This is a genomic window from Pseudarthrobacter sp. lyk4-40-TYG-27 (assembly GCF_030209295.1).
GTDB lineage: Bacteria > Actinomycetota > Actinomycetes > Actinomycetales > Micrococcaceae > Arthrobacter.
In genome coordinates this window covers 190,727-206,156 of the sequence record NZ_JARVSH010000008.1, presented here as the reverse complement: position 1 = coordinate 206,156, position 15,430 = coordinate 190,727, and the positions used below count along the sequence as shown (strand labels likewise).

Here is a 15,430-nt window from a genome sequence, read left to right as displayed (position 1 = left end):
CTACGCTCAACTTTTTAGGACGAGGTTCTTAAGCCATGTTTGCCCACGGCGAAACCGCTGTCCAGAGCCGGAGGTCCCGCCACACCGCGCTAGGTCCCGTAGACGGAAACTGCGGCTGCTTTGACCACGAAGTGCACGGCCAGCCCCGGCACCAGGCCCAGGTCCGCGGACGCGGCCGGCGTGATGTCGGCGGCCAGGCCTCCGGCCCGGACGCGGATCTGGTCGCCGTGCGGCTCAAGGTCGCTGATGGTAACGGCGAAGGAATTGCGGGGGCTGCCGTGCGCGTCGGTGAGGAACACGGAAACGGCCGACGGCGGGAACACGGCCACCCCGGGGTTCCCGGACCCGGCCACCGGGGCGGGTTCCCCGGACCTGCCCGGCTGCCCGGGCGCCGCCGGCTGCGCGCCCGGCTGCCCGGGCGCCGCCTGCTGCCCGTCGGCTTCCGGATCCCCGCCATGGCCGGCGATCCGCAGGCCTTCCTCCGTGCGCACGGCGGCCCCGTCCAACGTTCCGGGGACGAAGTTCAGCCCGGCCAGGCCGGCCGCAAAGGCACTGCGCGGGCGTTCCAGCACCTCCCGGGTTGGACCGTCCTCGGCAATCCTGCCGTCCTCCAGGATGACCACCCTGTCCGCGAGGATCAGCGCATCAAGGACATCATGGGTGACGATGATGGCCTGCCGCCCCGCGAGGACGCGCTTGAACAGTCGACGCAACAACGGGGCTGAGTGGATGTCGAGGGCAGCGAGGGGCTCGTCCAGCAGGAGGAGCGAGGGATCCGCGGCAAGCGCGCGTGCCACGGCAACGCGCTGGGCCTGGCCGCCGGAGAGTTCGGCGGGGCGGCGACCGGCCAGAGCTTCAGCTTCAACGTCAGCCAGCCAGCCCAGGGCACGCTGCCGGGCTTCCCGTTTGGGAATGCCGGCACTGCGGGGCCCAAAAGAGACATTGTCCACCGCGCTCAGGTGCGGAAAGAGCAAGGGTTCCTGGGCGAGCAGGGCGGTTCCGCGATGGTGCGGCGGCACCCAGGTGCGGTTGCCGCCGTCGAGGTCGAACAGGGTCTTTCCGTTGAGTTCCGCCCTGCCGCTGTCCGGCCGCAACAGCCCGGCAATACTGGAGAGCAGGGTGGACTTCCCGGCGCCGTTGGGCCCCATCACGGCGACGGTTTCACCGGGCCCCACCGTCAGGGACACGTCGAATCCACGCCCGGCCACGGCTGCCTGGAAGGACAACGTCACTTGCTGTTCCTTCCTGCCGGTACCGGCGTCGTCGGCCGTTTTCCTGCTCCGCTGCGCGCTGCGGGCCGGCGGTACGCGAGCGCCACCACCGCCACGGCGACGGCCACCAGCACCAGCGACAGGGCGACGGCCGCGTCCGGGTCTGTTTCCCGCTGCAGGTAGATTTCCAGCGGCAGGGTGCGGGTCACCCCCTGCAGGCTGCCTGCAAACGTCAGTGTGGCACCGAACTCACCCAGGCTGCGGGCGAACGAGAGGACAGCGCCTGAAGCGAGGCCGGGCAGGACCAGGGGAAGCGTGACCCGCCGGAAGACGGTGCCCGGGCGCGCGCCGAGGGTGGCGGCCACGGCCTCATAGCGGGAGCCTGAGGTGCGCACGGCACCCTCCAGGCTGACCACCAGGAAGGGCAGCGCCACGAACGTCTGGGCCAGGACCACGGCGGTGGTGGAGAAAGCAATCTGCAGGCCCAGCATGTCGAAGGCCCGCCCCACCAGGCCCTGGCGGCCGAACGTATAAAGCAGCGCGATGCCGCCCACCACGGGCGGAAGCACCAGCGGCAGGAGCACCAGCGAACGCAGCAGCCCCTGCAGCCGGAAAGAATCCCGGGCGAGGACCAGCGCCAACGGGACACCCAGCACAATGCACAGCAGCGTGCTGGCCGCGGAGGTCCGCAGGCTCAGTCCCAGCGCCGTCAGGGACGCGTCCGAGGTCACGAGCGGAATGAACCGGGTCCAGTCCACCCGCAGCACCATGGCGAGCAGCGGGAGCAGCACGACGACGGCGGCAACAACAGCCAGTGCGCGGACCCAGCCGGGAACGCCGGAATAGCCTTGCCCCACCACTTTGGTACCTTCCGTGTATGCCTCCCTCAGCGAGGTCCGCTGAGGAAGACCGTTATTGTCCACCGGGTCCGAATCCCGCCCCGGCCAGGACCTTTTGCCCTTCCGCGCCGGTCACCAGCGCAATGAAGGCCTGCGCGGCCGCCTTGTTCCGGCCACTGGCCACGCCGGCGATGGGGTAGGTATTCACGGCGCCCTGCGACTCAGGAAATTCGATGCCCGCCACCTTTGCGCCGGCCGCCCGGACGTCCGTGCCGTACACCAGGCCCGCGTCGGCCTCCCCGGAGGCGACCTTGCCCAGAACGTCGGTGACGGCATTTTCCTCGCTGACGGGAGCCAGCGAAATCCCTGCCGTGCCCGCCACCTTTGCCGCCGCGGCCCCGCACGGGACCTGCTTGGCGCAGACCACCAGCTTGACGCCCGGCCGCGCCAGGTCCTTCAGCGCCGAAATGCCGGCCGGATTGCCCGGTGGAACCGCGATGGCCAGGGTGTTGGTGGCGAAGTTGCGGGGTGTGCCGTCGACCAGGCCGGCGTCCTGCAGCCTCTTCATGTTGGCCGTGTCCGCCGAGGCAAAGACGTCCGCGGGTGCGCCCTGGTTGATCTGGCTGGCAAGGTCCGAGGATCCCGCGAAGCTCAACGTGACTGTGGTTCCGGGGTTCCCTGCTTCGAAGGTGTGCGCCAGTTCGGTGAAGGTGGCCTTGAGGGAGGCTGCCGCGAAGACCGTGATGGTTCCTGTTGGCGCACCGGAGCCTGCGCCCGCAGCGGAAGTGGTGCCCGCGGCCGGTCCGCCTGCCGGCGCGCAGCCGGGGAGGACGGCCAGTAAGAGTACCGCCAGCGGGAGGACGGCAGCCCGGACGGTGGACCCGGCGGGGCGGACAGCTTGCCTGCTCATGCGGTGGCCCGGCCTTTCGGGGATTCGATGATGACTGTTGTTGCCTTGACCACGGCGGTGGCGACGGCACCGGGCTCCAGCCCAAGATCGCGCACGGCTTCGCTGCTCATGAGGGACACCACCCGGAAAGGCCCGCACTGCAGCTCCACCTGGGCCATGACCTTGTCGGCGACGACGTTCGTGACGAGGCCGACGAACCGGTTTCTGGCCGAACTGCCGCCGCGTTGCGGATCATCCGGGAGCTGGGCCAGCTTCCGGGCATGCGTGGCGAGCTCCAGCCCGTCGACGGCCAGCCGGCCGGACTCGTCGCGGAACGGCGTCAGTGTTCCGTGATCGGTCCACCGGCGGATGGTGTCGTCGCTCACGCCCAGGAATCGGGCGGCTTCTGAAACGCGGATAAGGGCCATGCGGCAATCCTAATCCGCAAATGCAACCGTCGGGACGTCTTTACTGCGCAAATGAGGAATGCGACTGGAGCGCCGGGCTGGCAGGAACTGGACCGCCGGGCCGCCAGGAGACCGCCCAGTGGCAGCACTAGACTCCTTCCATGGCCATCTACATCGACCCGCCATTGTGGCCTGCTCACGGTACGCACTTCTCCCACCTGGTGTCCGATACGTCGCTGGACGAGCTGCACGCGTTCGCTGCCGCAGCGGAAATCCCTGAGCGGGCGTTCGACGGCGACCACTACGACGTGCCGGAGCGCCGCTTCGATGAGCTGGTCGCGGCGGGGGCCGTCCCGGTCGAAGCCAGGCTCCTGGTCCGCAAGCTGATCGCCAGCGGACTGCGGATACCGGCACGCCGGCGGAACAAATCGCTGAAAGTTCCGCTGCTGAACCGCTGGGAAGCCATCATGCCCGGGCACGATGCCCTCTTCCTGGACCTGCTGGACCGCTGGAGCGAACCCCACCGCCACTACCATGGCTGCACCCACCTGCTCTCCGTCCTGGAAGCACTGGACCTGCTTACCGAGCCGGCTGGGGCACCACGGACCGTGCTGCTGGCAGCGTGGTTCCACGACGCCGTGTACCGGGGCACGGCGGGACAGGACGAGGAAGAATCCGCCCGGCTGGCCGAGGACCGGCTCACCGCGGCCGGCCTGCCGGAGGCGGACGTGGCAGAGGTGGTCCGGCTGGTCCTGGTGACATCGGACCACCGGCCCGAACCCGGTGACGACGACGGCGCCCTCCTGAGCGACGCGGACCTGTCCGTCCTGGGCGGGGAACCGGAGGAGTACGCCCGCTACGTCGCGGCCGTCAGGAAGGACTACGCGCACGTCGGTGACGCCGACTTCGCTGCCGGCCGGGCCGCCGTCGTGCGTCACCTGCTGGAACTGGACCCGCTCTTCCGCCACCGCCGCGCCAAGGAACTGTGGCTGGCCGCCGCGCACCGCAACCTGAAAGGCGAACTGGCATGAACGCTCCCCGTTCCACGCCGCGGCACACGCACTCAGCGAACGCCGCGCACCGGCAGCTCCCGTTCGAGGTTCGGCTTGACTGGGGACTGAACGGCGCCAGGACCGTGGCCCCGGGTGCGGACATCGCGGTGGTGGTGGACGTCCTGTCCTTCAGCACCTGCGTCAGCGTGGCGCTGGACCGGAACGCGGAGGTCTTCCCCTTTCCGTGGCGCGATACCCGGGCCGAAGACTTCGCCGCCCACCACCACGCCCAGCTGGCAGGCCCCCGCGACGGCGGTGGGCTGAGCCTCTCCCCGGCAAGCCTGCGCAGCGCAGCAACGCTGGACCGGATTGTCCTGCCATCCCCCAACGGCTCTGAACTGTGCCACGAGCTGGCAGGAGAGGTTCCACTGGTGGCCGCAGTGTGCCTCCGCAACGCCGCGGCCACGGCGGACTGGGTTGCGGCCAACCTTCCCGGCGACGCGGTGGTGGCGGTGGTTGCGGCCGGCGAGCGGTGGCATGACCATACCCTTCGGGCCGCCGTCGAAGACCAGATCGGGGCCGGGGCTTTCATCGCAGGGCTGGCGGCCGCCGGGAAGGGCGGCTACGAAGCCGGCGACGGCAGGCACGGCTATGCGCCGGAAGCCGTGGCGGCGATGGCCGTTTTCGAAGCCGCCGAGCCGCGGCTGCGCGAGGTGCTGTTACGGTGTTCCAGCGGCCGCGAACTGACAGGTGCCGGCTACACGGAGGACGTGGACATCGCGGCCGAACTGGACGACAGCGGGTCCGTGGCCATCCTGCGGGACGGGGCGTTCCGGCCCCTTCCGCCGGCGCACTGACCCTCAGCGGTAGTTGCTGGCAAACGGCCTGCTCGACGGCACGATCTGCTTGCCCAGCGGCATCAGGGACACCGGGATCAGCTTGAGGTTGGCGATGGCCAGCGGGATGCCCACGATGGTCACCGCCATGGCGAACGCCGTGAGCACATGGCCGATGGCGATCCAGATGCCGGCAACGAGCAGCCAGATCACGTTGCCCAGCAGCGAGAAGACACCGTTGCCGCCGGGCCGGTCAACCACCATCCGGCCGAAGGGCCAGAGCGTGTAGGCAGCGATCCGGAAGGACGCGATGCCCCAGGGGATGGTGACGATCAGCAGGCAGCAGACCACGCCCGCGAGGAAATAGCCCAGGGCAAGCCAGAAGCCGCCAAAAACCAGCCAGATAACGTTCAGAAGTGTCTTCATGCACCCATTCTGCCCCCGGACCTCTGGCAAAAAGGTAGGGGACTCCCCTGATCTTGCCCTGAGCCGGGCGACTACACGGCGGCGGTTGCCTTGGCGGCCTGCACGAAGGCGCGGATCTTCGCCATGTCCTTCACGCCGCGGGTCGCTTCGACGCCCGAGGAGACGTCCACGCCCCAGGCCTGGGCAGCGGCCGAGGCCTGGCCAACGTTGGCCGCGTCCAGGCCGCCGGCAAGCAGCCAGTCCCGGCCCTGCAGCACCGGCAACGCCGCCACGGAGGCGTAGTCCCAGGACTCGCCGGAGCCCGGCGCCGCCGCATCGATCAGGAGCAGGTCCTCGCCCCAGTCTTCGAATTCATCGTCGGAGGCACCCATGGTGATGGCCCGGACCAGCTTCATGCCGGCATTATGCACCGTTGCCACGTCCGCCCGGGAACGGTTCCCGTGCAGCTGGATCCATTCAAGGCCCGCCGCCCGGGCAATGGCGACGGCGTCCACCACGGGTTCGTCGCGGAACACGCCAATCGGGCGAACTCCAGCGGGCACCTCCGACAAGAGGGAGGCGGCCTGGGAGGGCGAGACCACCCGGGGGCTGGCGGTGAGCACGAAACCTACGGCGTCGGCCCCTGCTTCCACCGCCGCGCGGACCGATTCGGGCGTACTGAGACCACACACTTTGACGAACATTCCCGGCTCCTTCAGGCTGTTTTCGTGATGACCCCCCGGAGGAGATTAGCAGGACGGGACGCAACCTGCGACGCCGGACCCTGAACCTGCCGGGCTTGGGAACTAGGCTGGGCGGATGCAGATCATCCGCTTCGCAGGGCTCAAGGCCGAACCATGGCGCAACGGGGGCGGGGTGACGAGGGAAATCGCGCGCCAGGGCTCGTCCGACGGCGGCTGGGATTGGCGGGTGAGCATCGCGGACGTCACCAAGGCAGGTGACTTCTCCGCGTTCCCCGGCATGGAACGGGTCCTGACCGTGATCGAGGGTGAACTGCTGCTGCTCACGGTGGACGGAGCAGAGCAGCCGTTGGAGAAATACCGTCCCTTCCGGTTCGACGGCGGCGCGGCCACAACAGGGTCACTGCCCACCGGAGACATCCGCGACCTGAACGTCATCACCCGCGCCGCGGCATACAAGGGGTACACCTCCATCATCGAGCTGTCCAAGAAGCGGGCGCATCCGGTGTTCGACGGCCAGCTGGCGGTGCTGCTGCAGGGTCAGGCTGTGGTGAGTGAAGGCGGCAGCGGGCAGGCGGACACCAACCCGGTGGAACTGGGCCGTTACGACGCCGTGGCCGGTTCGGACGACAACAGCCCGGAGATCCTGGGCCGGGGTTTCCTGGCAGTGGTGTCGGTCGACCCGCTGGAGCCCGCCGGGTAAAGCCCCCTCCCCCCGCATGGTGAGGTTGGGCACCATCGGTGGCCCCCCGGCGTCGTGCGTTGCTACTCTGGAATCCAAGGCTCCGCACCAGAGCCTCCGGACGACGGTTCAGTACCCGGCACGCGACAAGACTGGCCAAAGGATCTGGTCATGTCGTGGATAATCCTTCTTCTTTCCGGCGCCCTCGAGGCCGTCTGGGCAGCCGCCCTGCACCGGTCCACCCAGGTTTCCGGCCGCCGCCGTATCGCGCCCGCGGCCGTGTTCCTGCTGGCCGTCGCGGCGAGCACCGGCGGCCTTGCCATCGCCATGCAGTCCATCCCCACCGGAACGGCCTACGCCGTCTGGGTAGGGGTCGGCGTGGTCCTGACCTCCGCCTACGCCATGGCCACCAGGGTTGAACGCCCGACGGCGGCCCGGCTGGCACTGCTCACCGGCATCGCCGCGTGCGTGGTCGGCCTGAAGGTGGTGGCGTAACCGTGAAACGCTCAGTTCCCTGGCTGGTCCTTCTGGCCTCCGCCGTCCTGGAGGCTGTCTGGGCCACCGCCCTGGGCTTGTCCGAGGGCTTCAGCAAGCCCCTCCCCACCGTCGTTTTCGCCGTCACGGCGGCCCTGAGCATGCTGGGCCTGGGCATGGCCATCCGGAGCATTCCACTTGGCACGGCCTACGCGGTCTGGGTGGGCATCGGTGCTTCGTTGACGGTCGGCTGGGCGATGATCACGGGCGTGGAGCCCTTCAGCGTCCTGAAGCTCCTGTTCATTGCCGGCATCGTGGGTTGTGCCGCCGGCCTGAAGGCGCTTCCCGCGAAGGACCAGGCGGCCGCGCGCAGCAGTGACTAGGCTCTTGCCATGGACTCCCCCGAGATCGTGCAGGCAGTCGATGCGCTCCGGCGCAGGCTGGCCCCGGAGACGCGCACCATCCTGGGCATCGCCGGCGCGCCGGGATCCGGGAAGTCCACGTTAGCCGCGTGGCTGCAGGAGCAGTTCAGCCCCGGCACGGCGGTGGTGGTCCCGATGGACGGCTTCCACCTGGGCAACGCGATCATCGAGGGGACGCCGCTGCGGGAGCGCAAAGGCGCCATTGATACGTTCGACGGCGGCGGCTACCTTTCGCTGCTGCGCCGGTTGGCGCGCCGGGACGAGGCCGTAGTGTACGCACCGGAGTTCCGCCGCACCCTGGACGAGCCGGTGGCTGCCTCGATTGCGGTGCCCGCGGACGTCCCGCTGGTCATCACCGAGGGCAACTACCTGCTGGCCGCGCAGGAGCCGTGGAACGAGGTGCGGGCGCAGCTGGACGAAGTATGGTTCCTCGAAACTCCGCCCGCACTCCGCCTGCAGCGGCTGGTGGACCGGCACGTGTCATTCGGCATGGACCGTGCGGCCGCCCTGGCCTGGGCCACCGGACCCGATGAAGCAAACGCTCGGCTGATCCAGGCCGGCCGGCAGGCGGCCGACCGGATCATCCCCTGGCTGTAAACGACCACCACTCCACACTGCAGGAACCGAACAGGAGCACCCATGGCACACACCCCCACTGACCACGGCCACCCGGTCCAGCTCGGCGACGGCCTGGCCGTCAGCCCCCTGGGCTTCGGCGGCATGGCCCTCACCCCGGTCTACGGCGACGTTGACCCCGCTGAGGCGCTCCGGACGCTGCACCACGCCGTCGATGCCGGTGTCAGCTTCATCGACACCGCGGACATTTACGGCGGAGGCAGCAACGAGGAGCTGATCTCCCAGCTCCTCAAGGAGCGGCGGGCCGAGATCCAGCTGGCCACCAAGTTCGCGCTGGTGGGCACCCCCGCGGACGGCTACACGGACATCCGGGGCGACGCGGAATACGTACGCCAGGCTGTGGACCGCAGCCTGCAGCGGCTGGGCACCGACGTCATCGACCTTTACTACATGCACCGCCGCGACGTCAGGGTCCCCATCGAGGAAACCGTGGGCGCCATGGCGGAGCTGGTGCAGCAGGGCAAGGTAAAGCACTTGGGCCTGTCCGAGGTGACGGCGCAGGAACTCCGGGACGCCTCCGCCGTCCACCCGATCTCCGCAGTCCAGAGCGAGTGGTCCATCTGGAGCCGGGATGTGGAACGCAACGTGGTTCCTGCCGCAGCAGAGCTGGGTGTGGGCTTTGTCCCCTACTCCCCGCTGGGCCGCGGCTTCCTCACCGGCACCGTGGATACGTCAAGCCTGGGCGAGAAGGATTTCCGCCGGAATATCCCGCGCTTCGCCCCCGATGCCGCAAGCGCCAACCAGGCAGTGGTGGACACCGTCCGGTCCGTCGCGGAACAGCTGAACGCCACGCCGGCGCAGGTTGCCTTGGCGTGGCTCTTCGCCCAAGGCAAGCAGCTTGGCCTGCCCGTCGTCCCCATCCCCGGGACCCGGAAGGCGGCCCGGATCGACGAGAACCTTGGCGCCCTGGGCCTGGACCTTACCCCGGCCCACCTGGCCGTCCTTGCCGCGGCGTCGGACGCCGTCGTCGGGTCCCGGTCCGCGAACCCCACCTGGGTGTCCGAAGGGCGCGAATAGCCGGCCGGCCGGGTACGGCAAAGGGCGGCTCCCCCGGAGGGAGCCGCCCTTTTGGCCAGGCCGTGGGGATCAGGAGCTGCGTGCCGCGCGGACCAGTTCCGCGCAGCGTTCGCCGATCATCATCACGGTGATGTTCGGGTTCACGGTGGTCAGCTCGGGCATCACGGACGCATCGGCCACCCGGAGGCCGGTGACGCCCTTGACCCGCAACTGGGGATCCAACGGCGACATGTCGTCGTCGGCCGCTCCCATCCGCACCGTCCCCGCGGGGTGGTACACGGTGTTGTGGGTCTTGCGGATGTAGTCGGCGATCTCCTCGTCGGTCTGGATGGCGTCGCCCGGGTACAGCTCGGTGCCCACCCAGTCAGCGAGTGCAGGCTGCGCGGCGATCTCGCGGGCCTTGCGGATTCCCGCGGTCATGACGCGCATGTCGTGGCCGTCCGGATCGGTGAAGTAGCGCGGATCCACCTTGGGCTTGTCCCGGAAGTCCTTGCTGCGCAGCTTCACCGTCCCGCGGGAGCGGGCGTGGGTGACGTTGGGGGTCAGGCAGAAGCCGTTCTCCGTGGTGGGGAAGCCCTGGCGCAGGGTGTGCATGTCGAACGGAACCGACCCGTAGTGGAACATCAGGTCCGGCCGGTCCAGGCCCTCTTCGGTGGTGGTGAAGATGCCGGCCTCCCACCACTGGGTGGACGTCTTGGTCATGGGCTGCTTGGCCTCCCACTGGATGACGCCCTCGGGGTGGTCCTGCAGGTGCTCGCCCACGCCGGGGGAATCAACGCGAACGGGGATGCCGAACTCTTCCAGTTGCGCGGCCGGGCCGATCCCGGACAGCAGAAGCAGCTTGGGCGAATCGATGGCGCCGGTGGAGACGATCACTTCGGACCTTGCGGTGAGCTGGTGTGTTTTGGCGAAGGCGTTGTCCACCACGGCCACGCCGGTGCAGCGGTTGGTCCCGTCAAACGTCAGTTCCTTGGCGCGCAGACCGGTCAGCAGGGTGAAGTTCTTCCGGTCCATGATCGGGTGGATGTAGGACACCGAGCTGGAGGACCGGGTGCCGTCGGCGCGGCGGTTGATCTGGAAGAAGCCCGCGCCGTTGATCACGGTGTCGCCGGTGTTGAAGTGTGCCTTGGGGATGCCCGCCTGTTCGCAGGCTTCCAGCATGGCGCGGCCGGTGGGGTCCGTGGCCGGAACGTTCATGAGGTGGACGGGGCCGCTGTCGCCGTGGTGCGGCGCGTCCGGGCCGGCGTCCTCGTTGGTTTCGAGCTGCTTGTACAGCCGGTAGGCCGTCTCGGAGTTCCAGCCGGCGGCGCCGAACTTCTTCTCCCACTCGTCAATGTCTTCCCGGGGCGCCCAGAACGCAATGCAGGAGTTGTGGCTGGAACACCCGCCCATCACTTTGGCGCGGGCATGCCGCATGAAGGAGTTGCCGTTCTCCTGCTCCTCGATGGGGTAGTCCCAGTCGTAGCCGGATTCCAGCAGCTCCATCCAGCGGTCCAGCTGCAGGATCTCGGGAATGTTGCGGTCATCCGGGCCGGCTTCCACCAGGGCAACGTCCACCGACGGGTCCTCGCTCAGGCGGGATGCCACGGCGGCGCCGGCGGAACCGCCGCCGATCACGATGTAGTCGAACTCAGTCTTTGCTTCGCTTGCCATGTGTCCTACTTCCCCTCTGCAGCGGCGGCATGGTCGCTGAACCAGCCGGTGACCTGCGGATCGATGTTCTGGTAGACGTGCTTGGCTTCCTGGTATTCGGCCAGGCCAGTGGGGCCCAGTTCGCGGCCCACGCCCGACTGGCCGAAGCCGCCCCACTCCGCCTGCGGCAGGTAGGGGTGGAAATCGTTGATCCAGATGGTTCCGTGGCGCAGCGCCCGGGCAACCCGCTGGGCCTTCCCGGCATCCTGGGACCAGACGGCACCGGCCAGGCCGTAGTGGGTGTCGTTGCCGATCTTGATGGCCTCCGCCTCGGTGTTGAAGGTTTCCACCGTGACCACCGGCCCGAACGCCTCGTCAACCACCACGGACATGCCGCTCTTGACCTGGTCCAGGACGGTGGGCAGGTAGTAGAAGCCCTTTTCGAGCTCCCCGCCGCCCCAGGCCCCGCCGCACCGCAGCCGGGCGCCTTCGGCGATGCCCTTCTCGACGTAGGCAGTGACCTTGTCCCGGTGCGCGGCAGAGATCAGCGGGCCGGTCTCGGCGTCGGGATCGAACGGACCACCCAGCCGGATCTTTTCGGCCCGGCGGACCAGTTCGGCCACGAAGTTCTCCGCAATGGACTCCTCAACCACCAGGCGTGCACCGGCGGAGCAGACCTGGCCGGAGTGCACGAACGCGGCGTTGAGCGCGTTGTCCAGGGCGGCCTCGAAGTCGGCGTCCGCGAAGATGATGTTCGGGTTCTTGCCGCCCAGTTCCAGCGCCACTTTCTTGACGGTGGCAGCTGCCGAGGCCGCGATGGCTTTCCCGGTCTCCAGGCCGCCGGTGAAGGAGACCAGGTCAACCTCAGGGTGGCCGGAGAGGACGGGCCCCACGATCTTGCCGTCGCCCAGGACAAGGTTCGCGACGCCGGCGGGCAGGCCCAGTTCCTGCAGGACTTCCATCATCAGGATGGAGGTGTGCGGCGTCAGTTCGCTGGGTTTGAGGACGAAGCTGCAGCCGGCGGCCAGGGCGGGCGCAATTTTCCAGGCGGCCTGGAGCAGCGGGTAGTTCCACGGCGCGATCAGCGAGCACACGCCCACGGGCTCGTATTCGATCCGGCTGACCACCGTGCGGCTGCCCGCGTCCACCACCCGTCCGGAGTCCTGGCCGGCCAGCTTGCCGAAGTACTCAAAGCAGTTGGCGATGTCGTCCATATCGATTTCGCTTTCCACCAGTCGCTTGCCGGTGTCCAGCGTCTCGGCGCGGGCGAAGTCATCCTTCCGTTCCCGCAGCCTGGCGGCGACCCCCAGCAGGAACGAGCCCCGCTCCAGTGCCGAGGTGCCTGCCCATTCCCCGGCGTCGAACGCCGTCCTGGCCGCGTGCACGGCGCGCTCGGCGTCCCCTGCTGTTGCTTCCGCAACGGTCCCGACCAGCTGCCCGTCCGCGGGGCAGTGGATGTCCCGGGTGCCGCCGTCGGACGCTGCAACCCAACTGCCGCCGATGAAAAGCGTTGACGTGCTCACTTAGTTTCCTCCTGCATGTCGAAGTCGGATTCCCAATTGTCTTTTGCCACCTGATCCTCCACGAGGAGGGTGATTCCGGGCGCTGCACGGTTCAGGTGCAGGAATTCGAGGTGCTGTTCGTAGTGGTCCAGGACATCCGTGATGACCTGTTCCCTGGTGTAGCCCATGAGGTCGTAGCCGTGGCTTCCCTCCTGTGCGAACACTTCCATCCGGTAGTAGTGGTCATCCGGATCCGCCCGGCGGGTGGCGTAGCTGGGGGTCTCGTACCGGACCGGGTAGATCTGGTATTTGAACGCCCGTTCCTCCCCCATGGCCAGCTGCAGGTCGATGCTCGGAATCCCGCAGGCCTCCACCGTGGTGATGGCCAGGGTTGTTTCGGCGCCCTGCTCGCGCAGCTCCGCTTCCACTTCCTCCAGCGCCGGAATGGCCACGGTTTCGGCGAACCGGATGGTCTGCTTGCGGCCGGGATAGTTCATGGCCCGGACCAGCCGCTGCCGCCAGGTCCGCCCGGCACGCTGGTCCGCCGCCCGGCCGGTAATGATGCCGGGCAGGCTCGCCCGGTAGCTGTCGTTGAGCGAGTTCTCCACGCGGAGGGCCTTGTACAGGCCCAGCATGATCAGCACCAGCAGCAGGGACAGCGGCAGCCCCATGACGATCGTGGCGTTCTGCAGCGTGGTCACGCCGCCAACGGTCAGCATGGCCAGGGTCAGCAATCCGGTGGCCACGGCCCAGAACACGCGCATCCACTCGGGACCGTCCGAGTCCGCGTCCTTCAGGTGCGAGGTGAAGTTGGACATGACCAGCGCGCCGGAATCGGCGGAGGTCACATAGAACAGCAGGCCCGTGAACGTGGCCACGGCGGCGGTAACCGGGACGGCCGGAAACTGCTCCAGCAGGCTGTAGAAGCCGCGCTCCGGGTGGCTCATGGCCGCCTCGCCGAACGCTGCGTTGCCGTTCATGATCAGGTCGAGGCTGGAGTTTCCGAAGATGGAGATCCACAGCACGATGAAGATGAACGGAACGGTCATGGTGCCCAGGACGAACTGCCTGATGGTGCGGCCACGGGAGATCCGGGCCAGGAACAAGCCAACGAACGGGGCCCAGGCGATCCACCACGCCCAAAAGAACAGGGTCCAGGCGTTCATCCAGTCGGTGGGACGGTCATAGGCGAAGGTATCCAAAGTCATGCCCGGGAACCGGCTCATGACGTCGCCGACGTTCTGGACGATCCCGTCCAGCAGGAAGCTGGTCTTCCCGGTTACCAGCACGAACAGCATCAGCGCCACCGCCAGGATGACGTTCAGTTCCGAGAGCCGCCGGATGCCCTTTTCGACGCCGGACACCACGGAGACCGTTGCCATCACCACGGACAGCACGATCAGCCCGATCTGCACGGCCAGGTTCTCCGGAATGCCGAACATGAAGTTCAGCCCGTAGTTCAACTGGACGACGCCGATACCCAGGGATGTGGCGATGCCGAAGATAGTGCCGAGCAGGGCGGCGATATCCACCGCGTGCCCCATGGGCCCCTCGATCTTCTTGCCGAAGATGGGGTAGAGCGCGGAGCGGATGCTCAGCGGCAGGTTGTGGCGGTAGGAGAAGTAGCCCAGGGCGAGCCCCATCAGGGCGTACAGGGCCCAGCCGGTGATGCCGTAGTGGAACAGGGTCCACACCAGCGCCTGGCGGGCGGCTTCCGCGGTACCCCCTTCGCCCTGCGGCGGGGCAAGGTACTGGCTGACGGGTTCGGACACGGAAAAGAACATCAGGTCGATGCCGATGCCTGCCGCGAACAGCATGGCCGCCCAGGTGAACATCCCGAACTGTGGCTTGGAGTGGTCCGGCCCGAGCTTGGTCTTGCCCACCCGGGACAGCGCGGCGACCAGGACGAAGATGACCACGGCGGTGACGATCAGGAAGTAGTACCAGCCCATGTTGGTGGACACCCAGCCCACCATGGACCCGATGACGGCGTCGGCGTTGTCCTTGGCAAGAATCGCCCAGAGCGCGATGCCCACCACGCCGATGGCGGAGCCGAGGAAGACAGTTTTGTTGACCCGGGTCCTGGCCTCCGGGCTGCCTGTTCCGTGGCCGGTTCCGGCCATTGCCGGCGGCTTCTGTTCCGATGTTTCACGCCCCGCGGTGCCCACGGGGGGTGCTGCTTTTTGGCTCATTGGATCCCATTTCAGTTTTGAGGCTGCGGTCCGGACGCCGGTTCCACGTGCTTGGTACTGACTGGGGAAAAGCACTCGGCCGGCGTCGCAAAGAGTCTGGCTTGACTTCCGACGCTAACAACCGGAACTGCAGAAGGCCCACTTTTATGAATCTCCTCACGGCGGATGCAGCCGCAGGTCACACCGGGTTTTGGGTCCGGCAAGGGCGGGAAGAAAGCGGTCCGCAGCCGTGTTGCACGCAGTGGGTACCGGTCAGCCGGCCGTACCACGTCCATGCCAAGGAGCCTCATGCCTGCCATCGTCCACTTCGAAGTCCGGATCGACCCCGCCCGCCGCAACGACGCCGCAAAGTACTTGTCCGAAACGCTCGCGGCCACCCGCGCGTGGCCTGGTAACCAGGGCATCGAGGCGCTGGTGGATGACGCGGACCCCTGCCACATCCTGGTCGTGGAAACCTGGGCCACCACGCAGGACCACGACGACTACGCCGCCTGGCGCACTACACCCGAAGGAAAAAACACGCTGCACGAAATCCTGGCCGGCCCGCCGTGCAAGCAGGTCTACTCCACTGCCTTGCCGCTGGGCCTGTAGCC

General features: G+C 68.1%; 17 protein-coding genes and 1 riboswitch. Of the genes, 8 read left to right on the top strand and 9 right to left on the bottom strand.

Going from position 1 to position 15,430, the window contains the following annotated elements; translation table 11 throughout:
• Window positions 1–89: 89 nt before the first annotated feature.
• From QRM96_RS16535 to QRM96_RS16520, 4 genes are read right to left on the bottom strand one after another with little or no spacing between them, the layout of a single operon-like run.
• Window positions 90–1,232 carry a sulfate/molybdate ABC transporter ATP-binding protein gene (locus QRM96_RS16535; RefSeq protein ID WP_285320285.1) on the bottom strand — a complete coding sequence of 381 codons (1,143 nt, stop codon included), beginning with the start codon at window positions 1,230–1,232 and terminating at the stop codon, window positions 90–92.
• On the bottom strand, window positions 1,229–2,071 hold the full coding sequence (locus QRM96_RS16530) for an ABC transporter permease (protein WP_133831863.1): 843 nt from the start codon (window positions 2,069–2,071) through the stop codon (window positions 1,229–1,231). Before QRM96_RS16530 ends, QRM96_RS16535 begins: the two co-directional genes overlap by 4 nt.
• 52 nt (window positions 2,072–2,123) lie before the next feature.
• Window positions 2,124–2,960 carry a molybdate ABC transporter substrate-binding protein gene (gene modA, locus QRM96_RS16525; protein ID WP_285320284.1) on the bottom strand — a complete coding sequence of 279 codons (837 nt, stop codon included), beginning with the start codon at window positions 2,958–2,960 and terminating at the stop codon, window positions 2,124–2,126.
• Complete coding sequence (locus QRM96_RS16520; RefSeq protein ID WP_109045578.1) at window positions 2,957–3,367, bottom strand: TOBE domain-containing protein; 411 nt, start codon at window positions 3,365–3,367, stop codon at window positions 2,957–2,959. Before QRM96_RS16520 ends, modA begins: the two co-directional genes overlap by 4 nt.
• A gap of 140 nt (window positions 3,368–3,507) precedes the next feature.
• On the opposite strand from QRM96_RS16520, the gene QRM96_RS16515 reads away from it, so the two are divergent.
• Entirely contained in the window at window positions 3,508–4,377 is an 870-nt protein-coding gene (locus QRM96_RS16515; RefSeq protein ID WP_109045577.1) for a DUF4031 domain-containing protein, read from the top strand.
• Complete coding sequence (locus tag QRM96_RS16510) at window positions 4,374–5,195, top strand: 2-phosphosulfolactate phosphatase (RefSeq protein WP_285320283.1); 822 nt, start codon at window positions 4,374–4,376, stop codon at window positions 5,193–5,195. Before QRM96_RS16515 ends, QRM96_RS16510 begins: the two co-directional genes overlap by 4 nt.
• 3 nt (window positions 5,196–5,198) lie before the next feature.
• Here the strand turns inward: QRM96_RS16510 and QRM96_RS16505 are convergent, their stop codons facing one another.
• Window positions 5,199–5,600 (bottom strand): YccF domain-containing protein, encoded by a 402-nt coding sequence (locus QRM96_RS16505; protein WP_018760819.1) that lies wholly within the window; start codon window positions 5,598–5,600, stop codon window positions 5,199–5,201.
• A gap of 71 nt (window positions 5,601–5,671) precedes the next feature.
• Window positions 5,672–6,283, bottom strand: coding sequence for a phosphoribosylanthranilate isomerase (locus QRM96_RS16500; protein ID WP_285320282.1), 612 nt, complete (start codon window positions 6,281–6,283; stop codon window positions 5,672–5,674).
• A 115-nt stretch (window positions 6,284–6,398) separates the two neighbouring features.
• Between QRM96_RS16500 and QRM96_RS16495 the strand changes: the two genes are divergently transcribed.
• The 5 genes from QRM96_RS16495 to QRM96_RS16475 all read left to right on the top strand — a co-directional run bounded on the left by QRM96_RS16495 (window position 6,399) and on the right by QRM96_RS16475 (window position 9,511).
• Window positions 6,399–6,983, top strand: a complete 585-nt coding sequence (locus QRM96_RS16495) for a HutD/Ves family protein (protein WP_018760817.1) — start codon at window positions 6,399–6,401, stop codon at window positions 6,981–6,983.
• A gap of 74 nt (window positions 6,984–7,057) precedes the next feature.
• Window positions 7,058–7,123, top strand: a riboswitch (guanidine-III (ykkC-III) riboswitch).
• Window positions 7,124–7,133: 10 nt separating this feature from the next.
• Window positions 7,134–7,457, top strand: a complete 324-nt coding sequence (locus tag QRM96_RS16490; RefSeq protein ID WP_285320281.1) for a DMT family transporter — start codon at window positions 7,134–7,136, stop codon at window positions 7,455–7,457.
• Window positions 7,458–7,459: 2 nt separating this feature from the next.
• Window positions 7,460–7,819 (top strand): DMT family transporter, encoded by a 360-nt coding sequence (locus tag QRM96_RS16485; protein WP_018760815.1) that lies wholly within the window; start codon window positions 7,460–7,462, stop codon window positions 7,817–7,819.
• Between the two features lie 9 nt (window positions 7,820–7,828).
• Complete coding sequence (locus tag QRM96_RS16480; protein WP_285320280.1) at window positions 7,829–8,455, top strand: nucleoside/nucleotide kinase family protein; 627 nt, start codon at window positions 7,829–7,831, stop codon at window positions 8,453–8,455.
• A 42-nt stretch (window positions 8,456–8,497) separates the two neighbouring features.
• Window positions 8,498–9,511 (top strand): aldo/keto reductase, encoded by a 1,014-nt coding sequence (locus QRM96_RS16475; protein WP_018760813.1) that lies wholly within the window; start codon window positions 8,498–8,500, stop codon window positions 9,509–9,511.
• A gap of 69 nt (window positions 9,512–9,580) precedes the next feature.
• Here QRM96_RS16475 and QRM96_RS16470 read toward each other — a convergent pair whose 3' ends face one another.
• From QRM96_RS16470 to betT, 3 genes are read right to left on the bottom strand one after another with little or no spacing between them, the layout of a single operon-like run.
• Window positions 9,581–11,164 (bottom strand): GMC family oxidoreductase, encoded by a 1,584-nt coding sequence (locus QRM96_RS16470; RefSeq protein ID WP_285320279.1) that lies wholly within the window; start codon window positions 11,162–11,164, stop codon window positions 9,581–9,583.
• 5 nt (window positions 11,165–11,169) lie between these two features.
• The gene (locus tag QRM96_RS16465; protein WP_285320278.1) at window positions 11,170–12,666 is read right to left on the bottom strand and encodes an aldehyde dehydrogenase family protein; all 1,497 of its coding nucleotides are present in this window, start codon (window positions 12,664–12,666) and stop codon (window positions 11,170–11,172) included.
• Window positions 12,663–14,837 carry a choline BCCT transporter BetT gene (betT, locus tag QRM96_RS16460; protein WP_502934898.1) on the bottom strand — a complete coding sequence of 725 codons (2,175 nt, stop codon included), beginning with the start codon at window positions 14,835–14,837 and terminating at the stop codon, window positions 12,663–12,665. The genes QRM96_RS16465 and betT overlap by 4 nt, the downstream gene beginning before the upstream one ends.
• Window positions 14,838–15,125: 288 nt before the next feature.
• Between betT and QRM96_RS16455 the strand changes: the two genes are divergently transcribed.
• Window positions 15,126–15,428, top strand: a complete 303-nt coding sequence (locus QRM96_RS16455) for a putative quinol monooxygenase (protein WP_285320277.1) — start codon at window positions 15,126–15,128, stop codon at window positions 15,426–15,428.
• Window positions 15,429–15,430 lie beyond the last annotated feature (2 nt).